We start from the raw sequence: 18,383 nt of genomic DNA, 5'->3' as shown, positions 1-18,383 counted from the left end.
GGCATGGACTACGTCTCCGCGCTCGTGCCCCCCGTCGTGATGGCCGCGTTCTTCATCGCCCTCATCGTGACGATCGTGAAGAGCCAGGGCGGGGCCAACAAGGCCAAGGAAGACGCGGCCGTGGACGCCGCGATCGCCGGCGCCGAGGCCACCCGGCAGCAGCAGAAGTAGCCGCGGGGATTTTGTCGCGCGTTCTGGCTGAATAGTCGGGCAATTCCGCACAAGCCGCACTATCGTGCTTGGTGTGCCTCGCCCCCTGGGAGAACTCGAAGACGCGGTCATGACGCGGGTGTGGCAGTGGAACCGCCCGGTCACTGTTCGTGAAGTACTGGAGGACATCCAGCAGGAACGGTCCATCGCGTACACCACGGTCATGACCGTTATGGACAATCTCCATCAGAAGGGCTGGGTCCGCCGGGAAGCCGAAGGCCGCGCCTATCGATATACGGCGGTCTCCACCCGCGCCGCCTACTCGGCCGCACTGATGAACGAAGCGTGGTCCACGAGCGACAACCCCGCGGCCGCTCTCGTGGCCTTCTTCGGCATGATGTCGGCGGAACAGCGCGAAGCCCTCCGTGACGCGATCCGGATCGTCCAGCACGACGACGAGGCCCAGGAGGCGGCGGCCGCGACGGAAGCCGCGACGGAAGCCGGGACGCAACCGCAGAAGGAACCCGGGACGGGATCCCCAGCCGAAGGGGACTCCGCCGAGCGGGGGTCCGAGCCGGGGAGATAACGTCCGGGCATGGGTGAGTTTTCCGCTGCAGACGCAAAAACAGTGACGATCCGCCGCGCGCGCACCGGCGATGTTCCCGCGCTGCGCCGCCTGCTCGACCAGTACGTGCAGCAGCGGATCCTGCTCGACAAAGCCCCGGTGGTCCTTTACGAGGACATCCAGGAGTTCTGGGTCGCGGAACGCGACTCGGACGGGCAAGTCGTCGGGTGCGGCGCTCTCCACGTCATGTGGGAAGACCTCGCCGAAGTACGCACTCTCGCGGTCGACCGCGAGTTGAAGGGCTCCGGCGTGGGCCACCAGGTCCTGGCGAAGCTGCTGGAGACCGCACGCCGCCTCGGGGTCAGCCGGGTATTCTGCCTGACCTTCGAAGTGGACTTCTTCGCCAAGCACGGCTTCGTCGAGATCGGCGAGACCCCGGTCGAGACCGATGTCTACATGGAGCTCCTGCGTTCCTATGACGAGGGCGTCGCCGAGTTCCTCGGTCTCGAACGAGTGAAGCCGAACACCTTGGGCAACAGCCGGATGCTTCTGCATCTGTGATCGATCGCCCCGGGCTTTTCCGGCGCACCCCGCACCTGTGAACTATGTCCGAATCGCGCACGTTTCCCTCCGTGCTGTGGTCCTGAACCTCTCGCCGGGGGTTTGTGTTTTTCAGGCAAAAGCGGTTTCCTTTCCGCGTACTGCATTTTCGATGAAAGGAAATCCGGTGGCACAGAAGGTTCAGGTCCTTCTTGTCGACGACCTCGACGGTGGCGAGGCGGACGAGACCGTGACGTTCGCTCTGGACGGCAAGACCTACGAGATCGACCTCACCACCGCCAACGCTGAAAAGCTTCGCGGCCTGCTCGACCCGTTCACCAAGGGCGGCCGCCGCACCGGTGGGCGCGCGTCCACCGGCCGTGCCAAGGGCCGGACCGCCGCGACGTCCGGACACCCGGACACCGCGGAGATCCGCGCCTGGGCGAAGTCCCAGGGCATGAGCGTCAACGACCGCGGGCGCGTCCCGCAGGAGATCCGCGAGGCCTACGAGAACCGGGGCTGACCCCTCAGTCCCTGACCGGCCGGCCCGTGAAGGGCCCGGCCACGGCGCTCCGCAGGGGCGTACGGCGCCGCAGCCGCGCCCGGTGGCATTCCGTCGCCGCCGCGGCGACCAGGCGTACGAGATCGGGCCCGGCGCCTCGTTGCCCGGGTCCGGCGCCCCGCCCGGGACCGGGCAGGGCGGGCAGCAGTGCCTCGCACCCCTGCTCGGGGGGCCGCAGCCACACGGCGGCCCCCCGGGAACTCCCCTCCCGTACGGGAGATCCCGGCGGCGCGGGGGCGGTGATCCGGCCGCCCGCACCCAGGGCGGCGAGATCCAGGGCGACCCCGCCCCACTCCAGCCAGTCCAGCAGCCCTTCCAGCTCCTCGGCGCTCCCCGGGGCCACCAGGAACCGCATCCGGCGGCCCATGAGCGCCACCGGACCGGTGGCGACCCGGCAGCGCAGCAGCCGTCCCCCGGCGTCCGAGGGCAGCTCCAGCACGTCGAACAGGGTTCCGGTGACCAGTTGCCCGGGCGGCCCGCCCACGAGGCTCCAGCCGAGCTCACGCCCGTACCAGGCGGCGTAGGACTCGTCGGCCGCCATCGCGGCGCCCAGCGCCTCCCGCGGACTCTCGGAAGCGCTCCGGGGCGCCGGCACGGTGACGGGCGGGACAGGCGGAACGGTCGGAACGGGCGCGAGGGGCGGCACGCTGACAGCCATGACCGGAGCAACTCCCGAAACGCCCGAGGGTTACGCACCGCTCCGGCGTCGATGCGGAACGTAAACATCCGCGAGGCGGTTGTCCCGCATTCGAGACGGAAGCGTGTTCGCCCTTAGCGGAGGGAACCGGTGCCGAGGGCATGGAGTGTCAGTGCCGAGGGGTAAGACATTCCCTAGTGGTACGGGGCGACACGCTGATTTGACCGGCCTGCGTTCGCCATCGGCGTACACCTGTGACGGGTATCTGCCTGGCCTGCGGGAACATCGTCTCGCACCATCGGGTTGGAGCAGTTGTCGGCTCTTCAAGCCGGTTTTCCCTACCGATGTGGGGGTGAGCCGCGAACGGATGTCGGCAGTTGGAATGAGCTGTCCCGCCCTGCGGGACTAGCATGCGGAAGGACAGGGCGGGGACCGACCCCGAACTGCCCGACCGCTCTGAGGAGCGATAAACGATGTTCGAGAGGTTCACCGACCGCGCGCGGCGGGTTGTCGTCCTGGCTCAGGAAGAAGCCCGGATGCTCAACCACAACTACATCGGCACCGAGCACATCCTCCTGGGTTTGATCCACGAGGGTGAGGGTGTCGCCGCTAAGGCCCTGGAGAGCCTCGGGATTTCGCTCGAGGCTGTTCGCCAGCAGGTTGAGGAGATCATCGGTCAGGGGCAGCAGGCCCCGTCCGGCCACATCCCCTTCACCCCGCGGGCGAAGAAGGTCCTGGAGCTTTCGCTCCGAGAGGCCCTCCAGCTCGGCCACAACTACATCGGCACCGAGCACATCCTGCTCGGCCTGATCCGCGAGGGCGAGGGCGTCGCCGCCCAGGTCCTCGTGAAGCTGGGCGCCGATCTCAACCGAGTCAGGCAGCAGGTCATCCAGCTGCTTTCCGGCTATTCCGGAGGCGGCAAGGAGTCGGCGGCCGCAGGCGGCCCGGCCGAGGGAACCCCCTCGACCTCGCTCGTCCTGGACCAGTTCGGCCGCAACCTCACCCAGGCTGCCCGCGAATCCAAGCTCGACCCGGTCATCGGGCGCGAGAAGGAGATCGAGCGGGTCATGCAGGTGCTGTCCCGCCGGACCAAGAACAACCCGGTCCTCATCGGCGAGCCCGGCGTCGGCAAGACCGCCGTCGTCGAGGGCCTGGCCCAGGCGATCGTCAAGGGCGAGGTGCCCGAGACCCTCAAGGACAAGCACCTCTACACCCTGGACCTCGGCGCACTGGTCGCCGGCTCCCGGTACCGCGGTGACTTCGAAGAGCGCCTCAAGAAGGTGCTGAAGGAGATCCGCACCCGCGGCGACATCATCCTGTTCATCGACGAGCTCCACACCCTCGTGGGTGCGGGTGCCGCCGAGGGCGCGATCGACGCCGCAAGCATCCTGAAGCCCATGCTGGCCCGTGGTGAGCTCCAGACCATCGGCGCCACGACGCTGGACGAGTACCGCAAGCACCTTGAGAAGGACGCGGCCCTTGAGCGCCGCTTCCAGCCGATCCAGGTGGCGGAGCCTTCCCTCCCCCACACGATCGAGATCCTCAAGGGCCTGCGCGACCGCTACGAGGCCCACCACCGCGTCTCCATCACGGACTCGGCCCTCGTCGCGGCCGCCACGCTGGCTGACCGGTACATCTCGGACCGCTTCCTCCCGGACAAGGCGATCGACCTGATCGACGAGGCCGGCTCCCGGATGCGCATCCGCCGGATGACCGCGCCGCCGGACCTGCGCGAGTTCGACGAGAAGATCGCGAACGTGCGCCGCGACAAGGAGTCGGCGATCGACTCCCAGGACTTCGAGAAGGCGGCGTCTCTCCGTGACACGGAGAAGCAGCTGCTGGCTTCGAAGGGCAAGCGCGAGAAGGAATGGAAGTCCGGCGACATGGACGTCGTCGCCGAGGTGGACGAGGACCTGATCGCCGAAGTCCTCGCGACCGCGACCGGCATTCCCGTCTTCAAGCTCACGGAGGAGGAGTCCTCCCGCCTCCTGCGCATGGAAGACGAGCTCCACAAGCGCGTCATCGGCCAGAAGGACGCCATCAAGGCGCTCTCCCAGGCCATCCGCCGTACCCGCGCGGGTCTGAAGGACCCGAAGCGTCCCGGTGGCTCGTTCATCTTCGCCGGCCCGTCCGGTGTCGGTAAGACCGAGCTCTCCAAGACGCTCGCCGAATTCCTCTTCGGCGACGAGGACGCGCTGATCTCCCTCGACATGTCGGAGTTCAGCGAGAAGCACACGGTTTCCCGTCTCTTCGGTTCGCCCCCCGGCTACGTGGGCTACGAAGAGGGCGGCCAGCTCACCGAGAAGGTGCGCCGGAAGCCGTTCTCCGTCGTCCTCTTCGACGAGGTCGAGAAGGCGCACCCGGATATCTTCAATTCCCTTCTCCAGATCCTGGAGGACGGTCGTCTGACCGACTCCCAGGGCCGGGTCGTGGACTTCAAGAACACGGTCATCATCATGACGACCAACCTGGGTACGCGGGACATCTCCAAGGGCTTCAACCTGGGCTTCGCGGCCCAGGGCGACACGAAGACCAACTACGAGCGGATGAAGGCGAAGGTCAACGAAGAGCTCAAGCAGCACTTCCGGCCCGAGTTCCTGAACCGTGTCGACGACACGGTCGTCTTCCACCAGCTCACCCAGGAAGACATCATCCAGATCGTCGACCTGATGATCGCCAAGGTGGACGAGCGCCTCAAGGACCGCGACATGGGCATCGAGCTCAGCGGTGACGCGAAGCAGCTCCTGGCCAAGCGCGGCTACGACCCGATCATGGGTGCGCGCCCGCTGCGCCGGACCATCCAGCGCGAGATCGAGGACCTGCTGTCGGAGAAGATCCTCTTCGGCGAGCTGCGCCCCGGTCACATCGTGGTCGTCGGCGTGGAGGGTGAGGGCGAAAACGCCAAGTTCACCTTCCGAGGCGAGGAGAAGTCGGCGCTGCCGGACCTGCCCCCGATCGAGGCGACGGGCTCCGGCCCGGACCTCTCCAAGGGCGCGTAGCGTTCGGATGAACCAAGGGGCGGCCCCGGGACTGAGAAGTCCCGGGGCCGTCCCTTTTCCGCGCCTCGGCGGTGACAAGCCGCACAGGGCAAATCGGACCTACGAGGACCTTTCGTAGATCCAGTGTCCGATTTGAGGATCCCCTCGCCCCAGGCGCGCGACGGTCAACCGACTGGGTCACACCTGTCCGCCTACGAGCTTCGGTAGTAATCGGGAGGTTTGGGGAAGTCAGGGGACACGGATTACCAAGGTTGGGCAAGCCCGGCATCCGCACGGCGGAGCGCCGGGTCGCTTGCTGCCCCACACGTACTTGTCCCCGGCCCCGGAGGTCTCCACATGTCCGCGAAGCGCGTCAGCACCCGTCGTACCCGTACCGCCCTCGTCGCCACCGGTCTCGGTGTGGCGCTGGCCTTCGGAGCCGGGACGACCGCCGCCTTCGCCGACGAGGCCCCGACCACCCTGACCGGGACCGCCGCGCTGGTGGCCGAGCAGGCCCAGGCCCAGGCCGCCACGGCCGCCACGGCCGCCAAGGCCGCCGACGCCGCGAAGGCCGCCCCGGCCGCCAAGGCCGTCGAGAAGACCGTCCTGTGGACCAAGCCGGTCGCCGGCTACACGCTCTCCGCCACCTTCGGCAAGGGCGGCACCATGTGGGCCAGCAAGCACTCCGGCCAGGACTTCGCCGTCCCGGTCGGTACCCCGGTCCACGCCGCGAGCGCCGGCGTGGTCGTCAAGGCCGGCCCCAACGGCGGCGGCGACGGTCCGGCGTACGGCAACGCCATCGTGATCAAGCACGCGGACAAGACGTACTCCCAGTACGCGCACCTCTCGAAGATCAACGTCACGATCGGCCAGAAGGTCTCCAAGAACCAGACGATCGGCCTGTCCGGCAACACCGGGAACTCCAGCGGCCCGCACCTCCACTTCGAGATCCGGACCACCGCGAACTACGGCTCGGCCATCAACCCGATGTCCTTCCTGCGCACCGCCGGCGTCAGCATCTGACCTGCTGGCCGCTCAGCGGCCTCGGTCAGCTGACCAGCCACGAGTGGCTCGGCTTGACCGCCGGGTCCAGCTTGCCCGCCTGGTACGCGGCCACCTGCTCCGCCGACAGGGCGGCGTCGAAGACCCGCACCCGGTCCATGGACCCGGACCAGGCGCCACTCCACAGGTTGTGGTGCCGGGCCCGCCCCAGCTGGAGCGGGCCGGGGCCCTGCCAGATCCCCGAGACCTGCTGCGGCTTGCCGGCCGGCTTCCCGTCCACGTAGAGGGCGATCGTCTTCGTCCCGGCGTCGTAGGTCGCCGTCAGCGTCGTCCTGTCCCGCTTCGCCGCCGCCGCCTCGGAGGCGACGGTGCGCGTGGTGGACGCGGCCCCCTTGTCGCCCGTCTGTACGCGGAACACCCAGGTCAGCTTGCCGTTCACCTGGTCCCCGCCCAGCTCGAACGTGAACGACTCCCCGTCGCCCTGGCTGACGGCGATACGGGAGCTCTTCTCGGCGAGGTTGTACACCCGCACCGAGACCGTGAAGCTCTTGGTCGTGTCCACGACCCGCTCCGAGGCCTGCGCGTAGGACTTCGAGCTGCCCCGCATCTTGACCTCGTGCCGCGCGCCGAGCGGGACCACCGAGGCGTCGTCGCCCATCCGCAGGCCGATGCCACCGCTCAGGTCGCGGATCACCGTCGGGTCACCCGCCACCAGAGCGGAATTCCCCTTCACACCCGTCCCACCTGACGTGCCAGGCTTCGGCGAGCCCGAGCCCGAGCCCGATCCCGAAGCGGACGCCGCGGGCTTGCCGCCCTCGGCCGCCCCGCCCTTCGCCTCCGCCTTCGTCCACGGCCCGGCGACCAGCAGGTACGCCCCACCGCCGGCCAGCAGCGCCAGTACGGTCACCGCGCTGCCCCACGCCCACCTCCGCTTCCTGCGGCGCTGCGCCTCGGCGCGCTCGCTCAGGGCCTCCCAGTCGGGCTGCGGCGAGGCGGGAACGGGAACGGCGAAGGGGGCGGCGGGCGCCTGTGGAGGGTCCTGGTACGGGTTCGGCCCGCTCGGCTGCGGATAGCCGTACCCGCCGCCGCCTATGGGCGGACCGGGCGGAAAGCCGTAGCCGGACAGGGGCGGACCCGGCGGACCGGGCGGGTACCCGTAGCCGCCGCCGCTCTCCGGGGCGGGGTCGGGCTGCGCGTTGCTCGGGGGAGGAGTGCCGTAGGACATGCCCCGGATGCTAAGTCACGCCGGAATCCGATCTTCCGGCAGCTGCTCCGCAGCTACTCCGCAGCTCCTCCGGAAGCGCCTCCGGCAGCGACTCTGCGGCTACTGCTCCGGCAGCTTGATGATCGGGAAGCTCCCCGTGGTGGTCGGCGCGTGCTCCGGCAGCCACAGCACCGCCACCGCCCCCGCCGCCGCGCCCTCGCGGTCCGAGCCGCCCGGCGCCGCCACGTTGCGGAAGGTCAGCCGGGCGCCCAGCACCCGCGCCTGCCCCTCCGCGATGGTCAGCCCCAGGCCGTGGCCCACGCCCGCGCGGTCCGTCGAGCCCGTACGGAACCGGCTCGGCCCCTCGCGCAGCAGCGCCTCGGGGAAGCCCGGCCCGTGGTCCCGGACGCGCACGACCCGGCCCTCGATGTCCACCTGGACCGGCGGCTGCCCGTAGCGCGCGGCGTTGGCCAGCAGGTTCCCGAGGATCCGCTCCAGCCGTCGCGGGTCGGTGCTGACGATCTCGTCCGCGACGATCCGTACCGTCGCCTCCGGCATCAGCGCGGTCACCCGTCGGCTCACGAACTCGCCCAGCGCCACGTCCTGCAGCTCGGCCCGCTCCGAGGCGCTGTCGAGCCGGGCCACCTCCAGTACGTCCTCGACCAGGGCCCGCATCGCCTGCGCGCGGTCGCGCACCAGCTCGGTCGGCCGCCCCGGAGGCAGCAGCTCCGCCGCCGTCAGCAGGCCCGTCACCGGCGTCCGCAGCTCGTGCGCGATGTCCGCGGTGACCCGCCGCTCGGCCTCCAGCCGCTGCTGGAGCGCGTCGGCCATGGCGTCCACGGCCCGCGCGAGGTCGTCCGTCTCGTCGCGTACGACACCGCCGACCGCGTCCCGGACCCTTACCCCGGGGTCCCCGTGCGCCACCCTCTGCGCGGCCGCCGCGGCCTTGCGCAGCCGACGCGAGATCTGTCCGCCGATGAGCACGCCCAGCGCGGAGCCGCCGATCACCACGGCGAGGGAGCCGACGACCAGGGCCCGGTCCAGATCGCGCACCATGTTGGCGCTCTCCCGGAACTGCGTGTGCAGGGACAGGGTCTGGCCGTTGCCGAGCGGTACGGCGGCCCAGACCACCTGGGGTCCGCGCGGGTTCTCCTGCACATACGTACCGCGCCGTCCCGACTGCACCTTCTGGCGCAGCTGGGAGGGCAGCTCCGGGTCGTTGATCACGAAGTTCTGGGGCAGCTTGCGCCCGGCGTCGACGTTGCGGGACATGTACTGCACGCGGTCCAGCTGCGTCTCGCGGGCGCTCTCCAGCATCGATACCCGGGCAGCACTGTGCACCACCAGGCTCAGCGCGACCGCGATGAGCGCGCCCACGGCGGCGATGGCGAGTGTGATCTTCCAGCGGATCCCGGTACGAAGGGTGAAGCGCCTCATGGTTTCAGCTTGTATCCGAAGCCCCGGACCGTTTCGATGCGGTCCTGTCCGATCTTGGTGCGCAGGCGCTGGACGTGGACGTCCACGACGCGGGTGTCGCCGCCCCAGTCGTAGTCCCAGACCCGCTCCAGCAGGCGGTCACGGGACAGGACCGTGCCCGGCGCGGAGGAGAACTCCAGCAGCAGCCGCATCTCCGTGGGCGTCAGGGCGACCGGGGCGCCCGCCTTGCGGACCTCCATGCCCTCGGTGTCCACCTCCAGGTCGCCGAAGCAGAGCAACCCGCGGTCGCCGTCCGAGTCGTCCCCGGCCGACGCCCCGCCGTACAGGCCGCCCGCGTGGCCGAAGCGGCGCAGCACGGCGCGGATCCGGGCGACGAGCACGGAGCCGTCGAAGGGCTTGGTGACGTAGTCGTCGGCGCCCGCCTCCAGGCCGAGCACCACGTCGATGGAGTCGGCGCGCGCGGACAGCATGATCACGGGGACGGTGGACTCGTCGCGGATCCGGCGGCACAGGCTGACCCCGTCCATGCCGGGGACCATCACGTCGAGCAGCGCGATGTCCGGCCGCTTGGCCCGGAAGGACTCCAGACCGGACAGTCCGTCGGGCATGGCGGTGACCACGAAGCCGTCGCGTTCCAGCGCCAGGGTCGTGGCCTCGCGGATGACGTCGTCGTCCTCCACAAACAGCACATGGGTCTCGGCCATGCCCAGCCTCGCTTCGGTTCCTCTGAGTGTCTTGCGGATGTGGCGGATGCAGCGGATGGAGCCGGTGGAGCAGATGGAGCGGATGTACGCGTACGCGTCAGTTCTTCGACGTGGTGGCCGGCGCCGGCTGGCCTCCGCCGTCGACGTTGCTGTACTCCGTGTACACCCGGTCCTGCTCGGTGAACTTCTCCCCGCTCCAGCGGTACGTGATCACGTCCTCGCCGGAGGGATACGCCAGTGCGTCGCTCTTCGCGTAGACCGGCTTGGTGACGACGAGGTCGCCCCGGTCGATCTCCGCGTAGACGGGTGGCTGTTCGTCCGAGAACACATTCTCGTACCTGCCGCCGCGCTCCCGGTACACGTACGAGCCCCGGCCGAGCGCGTCCGCGCAGGACAGCACGTTGACGACGATGTCCACGGCGGGGCCCCCGGTGACCTTCCCGTAGCTGACGTCGACCGGGTACTCCTTGCCCGTGCAGGGCTTGAGGTCCCGTTTGACCTCGGCGCTGACCTTCGGGTCCGCCTTGAGCAGCGCGACCGGGTCGATCTTCATGACCTTCGGCCGCCCCGAGGGCGCGGCCGGGGCCGAGGCGTCGCCGGAGGAGGAGGCGTGCGGCTCGGCGGCGGGCGGCGGGCCCGTCTTGGCCACGGTATCGGTGCGGGCGGGGCCGCCGTCCTTGAGCCCGGTGCCGCCGGTGGAGCAACCGGCCGCGAACAGCACAGTGCCGACGAGGACGACCGTCCCCGTCGACATCAGCACCAGTGAACTTCTGCCGCTCAGATGGTGGCCCGTCAGGCCGCGCACCGCTCCCGCCCCTCGTAACGGCCGGTGTGGTCACCGCGTTCGAGCGCGCGCATGTCCAGGTCCCGGCTCTCCAGCTCCTGCCGGAGACGGGCCAGTGCGCGGTGCAGAGTGCTCTTCACGGTTCCCGCCGACATGCCGAGCGCCGCGGCCGTCTCCTCGGTGCTCATCTGCTCCCAGTGTCGCAGCACGACCACGCTGCGCTGCTTGGGCGCGAGCACCTTGAGGATGTCCATCAGCAGGGCGCGGTCGGCGCGCTGGTCGGAGCCGTCCTCGACGGAGGCGTCGGGGAGCTGCTCGGTGGGAACCTCTTCGAGCTTGCGGGCGCGCCACCACTCGGTGCGAGTGTTGATCATGACCCGGCGCAGGTAGGCGTCGGCGAGGGACTTGTCGGCGATCCCGTCCCAGCGGCCGTAGGTGCGCACGAGGGCGGTCTGGAGGAGGTCCTGCGCGTCGGTCGGGTCCGGGACGAGGCGCCGTGCGCTGCGCAGGAGCGCGTCCTGCCGAGTGCGTACGTAGTCCTCGAACTCGAGTACCCCGTCGTGCGCCATCTCAGACCGCCTCCGTTCCGTTCCACCGCTCATCCGCCGTCTTACGGGTTCGAAGGTACGGAGGGGTTGTCACGGAGCTGTGCGGGTCAGCCTTCGGAGGGCGCACGGACACCCATAGGTTGTGTAACGGTGCCTCGTGAGCTGGGGGTTCGCCGTCTCAACCGGAATGGTTGAGTCATGAATGAATCGGGTCGGCCGGCTCAGTTGGCCGGCTCAGTCGGTCAGCTCAGCGGCAGCCGGTACATGCCCTGCGCGAGCGGCTCCACCAGCCCGTCGGAGACCAGCCCGTCCAGCGCCCGGGCCCGCTGCACGGGCTCGTCCCAGACCGTGTCCAGCACCGCTCGCGGAACCGGCCCGACCGCCTCCCGGAGTACGGCCAGCAGCTTGCCGCGCACCTGCCGGTCGGTCCCGGCGTACGTCTGCCCGCGTCGCGGCGGCCCGTCGTGGGCCGGCTTACCGGCCAGCCGCCACGCGCAGAGCCCGGCCACCGGGCAGCGCGCGCAGTCCGGGGACTTGGCCGTGCACACCAGGGCGCCCAGCTCCATCGAGGCCGCCGCCCAGCGCGCGGCGGTCTCCTCGTCCTCGGGCAGCAGGGCCCGGGCCAAGCGCCGCTCGGCGGCGGTGGTGGCGTTCGGCGGGTACTCGACACCGGTCGCGGTGCGGGCGAAGACCCGCCGGACGTTGGTGTCCAGGACGGCGTGCCGCTGCCCGTAGGCGAAGGAGGCCACGGCCGCCGCCGTGTACTCGCCGATGCCGGGCAGCGCGAGCAGCTGCGCGTGCTCCCGGGGTACGTCGCCACCGTGCCGTTCCGTTATCGCGACGGCCGCTCCGTGCAGGCGCAGCGCCCGGCGGGGGTAGCCGAGCCGCCCCCAGGCCCGTACGGCCTCGCCCGGGGCCTCGGCGGCGAGGTCGGCGGGCCGGGGCCACCGGGCGAGCCACTGCTCGTACACCGGCAGGACCCGGCTGACGGGGGTCTGCTGGAGCATGAACTCGCTGACCATGACCCCCCAGGGGCCGGCCTCGGGGCGGCGCCAGGGCAGGTCGCGGGCGTGCTCGTCGAACCACGCGATGACGGGGGAGTGCAGGGCGTGGGAGACGTGGGGGGAAGGGGCGGGCGAAGCGGCGGGAGATGCAGTCATGGCAGACGGCATCCTGGCACGTTTGGGGCCACCGCGCCGGGTCCGGACCGGTGAACCGGACAGCGGCGCGGTCACCGCTCGCCCGCATGGCGGCCGTAATCGTACATAATTCCGATTTTCCACCCCGTGGGGCTCTTGGCCGATTCTGGGCGGTCCGGTGTCCTCCCGCAGGATGATCATCGGCAAAACAAGACGCATGTGCGGCATGGGGGGCGCCGATCGGGCCGCGAACTCTCGTAAAGTTCCGTCCGTGGGATCTCTGCGCAATCCGGTCGGGCCGCTCCCCTCCTCCATCTACTGGCGACGGAGGGCTGTGCTGGCGTCCATTGCCGCGCTCATCGCGCTCCTCGCCGTATGGACCGTCAGTTCCGGTGGGGGGAAGTCGAGTACGAACGGAAAGGGCGGGGACGGCGGCCGTGACCCCGTCACGTCCATCACCCCGGGCCCGTCCGGGACGGGGCCGGCGATCAGTCAGGCCCCGGGCGGACGTGGCGAGTCCGGTTCGGACGCGGGCAAGAACGGAGAACCCGGCGGCGGTTCGGGCGGCAGCTCCAGCTCCGGTTCCAGTTCCGACCCTGGCTCCGGTTCCGGTTCCGGTTCCGGCCCTGGCTCCGGTTCCGGTTCCGGTTCCGGCCCTGGCTCCGGTTCCGGTTCGGGCTCGGGTCCGGCCTCTGGGTCCGGCGGCGGCGCCTCGGCGGGCGAACAGGTCCCCGCGGACTCCCCGCTCCCCACGTGCGCGCCGGCGTCCCTCAAGTGGGAGGTCAAGAGCGTGAAGAACGAGTACGAGGCGAACGAGAAGCCCCGCCTCGAACTGATCGCCCGCAACAGCTCCGGCACGTCGTGCAAGGTCGATCTCGGCCCGAAGCAGGCGGTGCTGACCATCCTCCAGGCGACGGGCACCAAGGCGGTCTGGTCCTCGGCGGACTGCCCGTCGGGCGCGGGCAGCCTCTTCTTCCGCCTCCCCGCGCAGGGCGAGACGAAGCACTCCCTGGAATGGGACCGCAAGCCCAGCGCGGCGGACAAGTGCCAGTCGCCCCCGGCGGGTTCCGTGGCCCCTGACACGTACATGGTCGAGGTCAAGTCCCCGGGCATGCCGGTGGCCCGCACCTCGTTCGTCCTGAAGCAGGACTAGCAATTCCAGCCCCGCCGGCGTTTGAGGCGTGGGGGTCCCCCGGACGGAGTCTGGGGGAGGGTCTGGGGCGGAGCCCCAGCAGCGGCGCCGCAGGTCAGACGTAGCGCTCCAGGATCGAGGACTCCGCCAGGCGGGACAGGCCCTCGCGGACGCTGCGCGCACGCGCCTCGCCGACGCCGTCCACCGTCTGCAGGTCGTCCACGCTCGCCGCGAGCAGCTTCTGCAGGCCTCCGAAGTGCTCGACGAGCCGCTCGATGATGGCCCCGGGCAGCCGGGGGATCTTCGCCAGCAGCCGGTAGCCGCGCGGGGACACCGCCGAGTCCAGGGTCTCCGGCGAGCCCGTGTAGCCGAGCGCCTTCGCGACGATGGCCAGTTCCAGCAGCTCCGGATGCGACAGCGCGTCCAGCGCCGGCAGCGCCTCGTCCACCGTGCGGGAACGCTTCGCCGTCGGCTCCGGCACGTAGTCCCGGATGACCAGCTCGCGCTCCTGCTCGATGCCGACGGTCAGCTCGTCCAGCTGGAGGGAGAGCAGGCGCCCGTCGGTGCCCAGTTCGACCACGTACTCCGCGATTTCCGTCGCGATCCGGCGGACCATTTCCAGCCGCTGCGCGACCGCCGTCACGTCGCGCACCGTGACCAGGTCCTCGATCTCCAGCGCGGACAGCGTCCCGGCGACCTCGTCCAGCCGCAGCTTGTACCGCTCCAGCGTGGCCAGCGCCTGGTTCGCCCGCGACAGGATCGCCCCGGACTCCTCCAGGACCCGCCGCTCGCCGTCGACGTACAGCGCGATCAGCCGCATCGACTGGGAGACGGAGACGACCGGGAAACCGCACTGCTTGGAGACGCGGTCGGCCGTACGGTGCCGCGTACCCGTCTCCTCCGTCGGAATCGACGCGTCCGGGACCAGCTGCACACCCGCCCGCAGGATCTTGGTGATGTCCTTGTCCAGGATGAGCGCGCCGTCGAGCTTGCAGAGCTCGCGCAGCCGGGTCGCGGTGAACTCCACGTCCAGCACGAAGCCGCCGGTGCACATCGACTCGACGGTCTTGTCCATCCCGAGGACGATCAGCCCGCCGGTGTTGCCGCGAACGATCCGCTCCAGACCGTCACGCAGGGGCTGACCAGGTGCGACCGCGCTCAGTGAGGCGCGCATCATGGCCTCCTGCTTGGAGCTCGCGCCCGACTTGCCGGATGCTGCTGCCCCGTCCTTGGCTGCCACTGCACTCCTCCGGTCGCGGGTTGCGCCGCCTGCGTACGGCCGGGCGGACCAGGCCAAAGTCTACCGGCGCGCGCTGCGGCCCCGCCGTGGCTTGGCCAGCAAGCCCGTCCCGACACCCGGCACGCACCCCTGACCAGCGACGCGACGCCTCACCCCGGCCCCTCACCGGCCGCCCTCGGGCCCCGCACCGGGCCCCGGGCCTCGCACCGGGCCCCTTACCCGGCTTCCTTGCGGCCGGCTGCCCGGCGCGGGAGCACCCGCAGGGCGTCACCCATGTCCGCCACCTCGGTCACCTTCATGCCGGCCGGCACCCTGCCCGGATCGGCCGGCACCAGCGCGTGCGTGAACCCCAGCCGGTGGGCCTCCGCGAGCCGACGCTGTACGCCGGTCACGCGCCGCACCTCACCGGCGAGGCCGACCTCCCCGATGGCGACCAGGTTCTTCGGCAGCGGCACGTCACTGGCGGCGGAGGCCAGGGCCAGGGCGATCGCCAGGTCGGCGGCGGGCTCGGTGAGCTTCACCCCGCCCACCGTCGCGCTGTAGATGTCGCGCTTGCCCAGCGCGGTGATCCGGCCGCGCTGCTCCAGCACCGCCAGCATCATCGAGACGCGGGAGGTCTCCAGGCCGGACGTGGTCCGCCGGGGCGAGGGGATCTGCGAGTCCACGGTCAGCGCCTGCACCTCGGCGACCAGCGGACGCTTCCCCTCCAGGGTCACCGTCAGACAGGTCCCCGGCACGGCTTCCGCGCGCCGGGTCAGGAACAGCCCGCTCGGGTCGGCGAGCCCGGTGATCCCCTCGTCGTGGAGCTCGAAGCAGCCGACCTCGTCGGTGGCGCCGTACCGGTTCTTCACGCCGCGCACGAGGCGCAGCCGCGCGTGCCGGTCGCCCTCGAAGCTGAGCACCACGTCCACCAGGTGCTCCAGCAGCCGCGGGCCGGCGATCGCTCCGTCCTTGGTGACGTGGCCGACCAGCAGCGTGGCCATCCCGCGCTCCTTGGAGGCCCGGATCAGCGCCCCGGCCACCTCCCGGACCTGGGCCATGCCGCCCGGCGCCCCGTCGATCTCGGGGGAGGCCACGGTCTGGACGGAGTCCAGGACCAGCAGCGAGGGCTTCACGGCGTCGAGATGCCCCAGGACCGCCGAAAGGTCGGTTTCGGCGGCGAGGTACAAGTGATCGCTGAGCGCGTTGATCCGGTCGGCCCGCAGCCGCACCTGGCTCGCCGACTCCTCGGCCGTGACGTACAGGGTGCGGTGCGCGTCGCTGGCCGCCTTCGCCGCGACGTCCAGCAGCAGCGTCGACTTCCCGACGCCGGGCTCGCCCGCGAGCAGCACGACGGCCCCGGGCACGAGGCCGCCGCCGAGCACCCGGTCCAGCTCGTCCACACCGGTGCTGCGCGCGGTCGCCGTACGGCCGTCCACCTGCGCGATCGGCAGCGCGGCGGTCGAGACGCGCCCGGCCGCGGTGGTCCGTACGGCGGGCGCGCCGCCCATCTCCTCGACGGTGCCCCACGCCTGGCACTCGGGGCAGCGCCCGAGCCATTTCGCGGTCGTGTACCCGCACTCGGTACAGCGGTAGGACGGCCGGTCCTTGGCGGATGAACGAGATGTACGGGCAGCCATGCGCCCCACCGTATCCGCACCCACTGACACCCCCCGGGGGTGCGCCGGTCGGGTTGTCGGTTCCGCCGCGTCAGGTCCGCCGTCAGCAGGGGCCCGATCTGTTCACCCGTAAGGGCTAAATGCGGTGAAGGCTTCCAGGGGGTCACCCGCGTGCGCCCTACGGTCACCCAGGTGAGCAGCAGCAACCAGCAACACCCCGCATCGCGCACCGGCGCACACCGGGCGCACGGGCGCACTCCCTCCGAGGGGGACCCGGGGGAGCAGCCGCCGCCCCCGTTCCGGCACGAGCCCTATCTGGACGGCCTGTTCACGTACTGCCTGTCGGTCCTGTGCGATCACGACGCCGCCACCGAGGTGCTCGGCGACGTCCTGGCCGTCGCCGAGCGGCACCCCGGCCGATGTCCCGACGAGGGGGACCGGCGGGCCTGGCTGTACGCCCTCGCCCGGTGGGGCTGCCTGCGCCGGCTCGCCGAGCGGCGGCGCGTCAGGCAGGGAGCGCATTCCGCCCGGCGCACGCCGGAGCGCACGGGGCGCCGGCGCACGCTGGACCCGCCCGCCGGGGCGGCGGGGCAGGATGCCACATCCGCACCGCACGTCACAGCCACCTCACCTGCCCCGGCCACCTCACACACCCCGTCCGGCTCGCGGGCCACACCGGGCGGCGTGTATGCCCCCGCCGCCCCGGCCACCCCCGCTGCCCCCGCGGCCCGGCACGCCCCGGCCGCCCCGGCCGCCCGGCACGTCCCGGATCCGCTGGACGTCCTGGACGTGTACGCGTACCGCCGCACCGAACTCGCCCGCCTCGCCTGGCCCGAGGCCGCCGGGACCACCCCCGAGCAGCGCGAGGCCCTCGAACTCGCCGTCCGCCACCGCCTCGGCGTCCCCGAGCTCGCCGCCGTCCTCGGCACCCCCCCGACCGCCGCCCGGGAGCTGCTGTCCGGCGCCGCCTGCGAGGTGGAGCGCACCCGCGCCGCCCTCGCCGTCGTCGAGACCGGCAGCTGTCCCGCCGTGTCCCGGCTCACCTCCGAGGGCGGCGACGGCCTGGTGCTGCTGTCCACCACCCTGCGCGCCGAGCTCGTCCGGCACGTGGACGACTGCCCGCGCTGCCGCCGGGTCGCCGAGCGCGTCGGGGCCGCCGCGCCCTGGCCCGGCTCCGGCGGCATCAACACCGCCGCGCTCCCGCTGGTCCCCGCGCCCCGGACCGCCGTCCACGCCGCGATGCTGCGCTCCGGCCGCAGCCGCGGGCGCGGGCCCCGCCCCCGGTTCGACCGGACGGGATTCCCGATGGACCCCAGGGACCGCGCGGCCCGCCGCGACCGGCTCCGGGCCCGGGCCGTGACCACCACCGTGGTCGCCACCGTCGTCGCCGCGCCCGTTCTGGCCCTGTGGGCCGCCTACCGCGGCGCCCCCGCGACCGGTGAATCCGTCGGAGCCGACGGCGCCACCCGCGTCTCCGCGAGCGAGACCCATATCCCGCCGACCGCCGCCGGGCTGCCGCTCGCCGCCTACGAGAACGCCGGCAACACCGCCCGCACCACCGGCCGGCCGGGCTTCGCCACGGGCAGCACCGCCCCGGACGTCTCCGTCGAGGTGATCAGCACCGGCCCGCCGGCCACTCCCGAAGGCGCCATCGGCCCGGGTGCCCCCGGCCGGCTCACCGTGACCGCGTCCGCGCGGGGCGCCACCACCTGGCTCACCCTCACCGCCTCCGGCGGTGCCCCGGTGGACTGGCGGCTCTGGTCCGACGCCCCGTGGCTGCGCGCGAGCCAGACCGCGGGCACGCTGGCACCCGGAGAATCGGTCACCTTGAGGATCACCGTGGACCGGGAGACCCAGCCCGAGGACGCCTGGACGGCCCGGGTCGGCGTGGACCCGGGCGGCACGGTGGTCTCCGTCAAGGGCCGAGGCCGCCCGGCCCCGACGCCCGCTCCGACCGCCACCCCCTCGCCGACCCCGACACCGACACCGACCCCGACCCCGAGCGGCACGGCGGGCCCGACGCCGACCGACTCCCCGACTCCGACACCGACGCCCACCCCGACTCCGACGCCGACTCCGTCAGGAGGAACGGTTTCCCCGGCGCCCGAGGGCCCCACCGAGACCCCGGTACCTTCCGGCTCGTAGGCGGTAGGCAGGCGGAGA

General features: G+C 71.6%; 17 protein-coding genes. 8 read left to right on the top strand and 9 right to left on the bottom strand.

Annotated features, from left to right (window positions below; all coding sequences use genetic code 11):
- The first annotated feature begins 3 nt into the window (after positions 1 to 3).
- From MTF65_RS12515 to MTF65_RS12500, 4 genes are all read left to right on the top strand, one after another.
- Complete coding sequence (locus MTF65_RS12515) at positions 4 to 171, top strand: hypothetical protein (RefSeq protein ID WP_243628726.1); 168 nt, start codon at positions 4 to 6, stop codon at positions 169 to 171.
- A 73-nt stretch (positions 172 to 244) separates the two neighbouring features.
- Positions 245 to 736 (top strand): BlaI/MecI/CopY family transcriptional regulator, encoded by a 492-nt coding sequence (locus MTF65_RS12510; RefSeq protein ID WP_243628725.1) that lies wholly within the window; start codon positions 245 to 247, stop codon positions 734 to 736.
- A gap of 9 nt (positions 737 to 745) precedes the next feature.
- Positions 746 to 1,276 carry an amino-acid N-acetyltransferase gene (locus tag MTF65_RS12505; protein WP_243628724.1) on the top strand — a complete coding sequence of 177 codons (531 nt, stop codon included), beginning with the start codon at positions 746 to 748 and terminating at the stop codon, positions 1,274 to 1,276.
- A 166-nt stretch (positions 1,277 to 1,442) separates the two neighbouring features.
- Positions 1,443 to 1,778, top strand: coding sequence for an Lsr2 family protein (locus tag MTF65_RS12500; RefSeq protein WP_243628723.1), 336 nt, complete (start codon positions 1,443 to 1,445; stop codon positions 1,776 to 1,778).
- 4 nt (positions 1,779 to 1,782) lie between these two features.
- On the opposite strand, the gene MTF65_RS12495 is transcribed toward MTF65_RS12500, so the two are convergent.
- Positions 1,783 to 2,475 carry an SCO3374 family protein gene (locus tag MTF65_RS12495; protein ID WP_374207219.1) on the bottom strand — a complete coding sequence of 231 codons (693 nt, stop codon included), beginning with the start codon at positions 2,473 to 2,475 and terminating at the stop codon, positions 1,783 to 1,785.
- A gap of 452 nt (positions 2,476 to 2,927) precedes the next feature.
- Here MTF65_RS12495 and MTF65_RS12490 point away from each other — a divergent pair, with 452 nt between their 5' ends.
- Both MTF65_RS12490 and MTF65_RS12485 read left to right on the top strand, forming a co-directional pair.
- A complete protein-coding gene (locus tag MTF65_RS12490) occupies positions 2,928 to 5,453 on the top strand; it encodes an ATP-dependent Clp protease ATP-binding subunit (protein WP_243628722.1) in 2,526 nt (841 codons plus the stop codon).
- 336 nt (positions 5,454 to 5,789) lie between these two features.
- Entirely contained in the window at positions 5,790 to 6,455 is a 666-nt protein-coding gene (locus tag MTF65_RS12485) for a M23 family metallopeptidase (protein ID WP_243628721.1), read from the top strand.
- 25 nt (positions 6,456 to 6,480) lie between these two features.
- Here MTF65_RS12485 and MTF65_RS12480 read toward each other — a convergent pair whose 3' ends face one another.
- The 6 genes from MTF65_RS12480 to MTF65_RS12455 all read right to left on the bottom strand — a co-directional run bounded on the left by MTF65_RS12480 (position 6,481) and on the right by MTF65_RS12455 (position 12,271).
- A complete protein-coding gene (locus MTF65_RS12480; RefSeq protein ID WP_243628720.1) occupies positions 6,481 to 7,659 on the bottom strand; it encodes a LamG domain-containing protein in 1,179 nt (392 codons plus the stop codon).
- A gap of 99 nt (positions 7,660 to 7,758) precedes the next feature.
- On the bottom strand, positions 7,759 to 9,075 hold the full coding sequence (gene cseC / locus MTF65_RS12475) for a two-component system sensor histidine kinase CseC (RefSeq protein WP_243628719.1): 1,317 nt from the start codon (positions 9,073 to 9,075) through the stop codon (positions 7,759 to 7,761).
- A complete protein-coding gene (gene cseB / locus MTF65_RS12470; RefSeq protein ID WP_243628718.1) occupies positions 9,072 to 9,779 on the bottom strand; it encodes a two-component system response regulator CseB in 708 nt (235 codons plus the stop codon). Before cseB ends, cseC begins: the two co-directional genes overlap by 4 nt.
- 97 nt (positions 9,780 to 9,876) lie before the next feature.
- Positions 9,877 to 10,533 (bottom strand): hypothetical protein, encoded by a 657-nt coding sequence (locus MTF65_RS12465; RefSeq protein WP_243628717.1) that lies wholly within the window; start codon positions 10,531 to 10,533, stop codon positions 9,877 to 9,879.
- Positions 10,534 to 10,571: 38 nt separating this feature from the next.
- Entirely contained in the window at positions 10,572 to 11,132 is a 561-nt protein-coding gene (locus MTF65_RS12460) for a SigE family RNA polymerase sigma factor (RefSeq protein WP_243628716.1), read from the bottom strand.
- A 221-nt stretch (positions 11,133 to 11,353) separates the two neighbouring features.
- Positions 11,354 to 12,271 carry an A/G-specific adenine glycosylase gene (locus MTF65_RS12455; RefSeq protein ID WP_243628715.1) on the bottom strand — a complete coding sequence of 306 codons (918 nt, stop codon included), beginning with the start codon at positions 12,269 to 12,271 and terminating at the stop codon, positions 11,354 to 11,356.
- 769 nt (positions 12,272 to 13,040) lie between these two features.
- Here MTF65_RS12455 and MTF65_RS30510 point away from each other — a divergent pair.
- Positions 13,041 to 13,403 carry a hypothetical protein gene (locus MTF65_RS30510; RefSeq protein WP_308407159.1) on the top strand — a complete coding sequence of 121 codons (363 nt, stop codon included), beginning with the start codon at positions 13,041 to 13,043 and terminating at the stop codon, positions 13,401 to 13,403.
- A 94-nt stretch (positions 13,404 to 13,497) separates the two neighbouring features.
- On the opposite strand, the gene disA is transcribed toward MTF65_RS30510, so the two are convergent.
- Both disA and radA read right to left on the bottom strand, forming a co-directional pair.
- Entirely contained in the window at positions 13,498 to 14,622 is a 1,125-nt protein-coding gene (gene disA, locus MTF65_RS12445) for a DNA integrity scanning diadenylate cyclase DisA (RefSeq protein WP_243628713.1), read from the bottom strand.
- Between the two features lie 215 nt (positions 14,623 to 14,837).
- Positions 14,838 to 16,241 carry a DNA repair protein RadA gene (radA, locus tag MTF65_RS12440; RefSeq protein ID WP_243628712.1) on the bottom strand — a complete coding sequence of 468 codons (1,404 nt, stop codon included), beginning with the start codon at positions 16,239 to 16,241 and terminating at the stop codon, positions 14,838 to 14,840.
- 171 nt (positions 16,242 to 16,412) lie between these two features.
- On the opposite strand from radA, the gene MTF65_RS12435 reads away from it, so the two are divergent.
- Complete coding sequence (locus MTF65_RS12435) at positions 16,413 to 18,365, top strand: BACON domain-containing protein (protein ID WP_243628711.1); 1,953 nt, start codon at positions 16,413 to 16,415, stop codon at positions 18,363 to 18,365.
- Positions 18,366 to 18,383: the final 18 nt, after the last annotated feature.

It is taken from the genome of Streptomyces sp. APSN-46.1 (assembly GCF_022815725.1).
Lineage (GTDB): Bacteria > Actinomycetota > Actinomycetes > Streptomycetales > Streptomycetaceae > Streptomyces.
This window is presented reverse-complemented; position numbering and strand designations above follow the sequence as displayed.

Bases quoted from the DNA above. Each gene is read 5' to 3' on its own strand.
- MTF65_RS12515 (WP_243628726.1), top strand. From the start codon at position 4: ATGGACTACGTCTCCGCGCTCGTGCCCCCCGTCGTGATGGCCGCGTTC.
- MTF65_RS12490 (WP_243628722.1), top strand. From the start codon at position 2,928: ATGTTCGAGAGGTTCACCGACCGCGCGCGGCGGGTTGTCGTCCTGGCT.
- MTF65_RS12505 (WP_243628724.1), top strand. From the start codon at position 746: ATGGGTGAGTTTTCCGCTGCAGACGCAAAAACAGTGACGATCCGCCGC.
- radA (WP_243628712.1), bottom strand. From the start codon at position 16,241: ATGGCTGCCCGTACATCTCGTTCATCCGCCAAGGACCGGCCGTCCTAC.
- cseC (WP_243628719.1), bottom strand. From the start codon at position 9,075: ATGAGGCGCTTCACCCTTCGTACCGGGATCCGCTGGAAGATCACACTC.
- MTF65_RS12465 (WP_243628717.1), bottom strand. From the start codon at position 10,533: ATGTCGACGGGGACGGTCGTCCTCGTCGGCACTGTGCTGTTCGCGGCC.
- MTF65_RS12480 (WP_243628720.1), bottom strand. From the start codon at position 7,659: ATGTCCTACGGCACTCCTCCCCCGAGCAACGCGCAGCCCGACCCCGCC.
- MTF65_RS12455 (WP_243628715.1), bottom strand. From the start codon at position 12,271: ATGACTGCATCTCCCGCCGCTTCGCCCGCCCCTTCCCCCCACGTCTCC.
- MTF65_RS12495 (WP_374207219.1), bottom strand. From the start codon at position 2,475: ATGGCTGTCAGCGTGCCGCCCCTCGCGCCCGTTCCGACCGTTCCGCCT.
- MTF65_RS12485 (WP_243628721.1), top strand. From the start codon at position 5,790: ATGTCCGCGAAGCGCGTCAGCACCCGTCGTACCCGTACCGCCCTCGTC.
- cseB (WP_243628718.1), bottom strand. From the start codon at position 9,779: ATGGCCGAGACCCATGTGCTGTTTGTGGAGGACGACGACGTCATCCGC.
- MTF65_RS12460 (WP_243628716.1), bottom strand. From the start codon at position 11,132: ATGGCGCACGACGGGGTACTCGAGTTCGAGGACTACGTACGCACTCGG.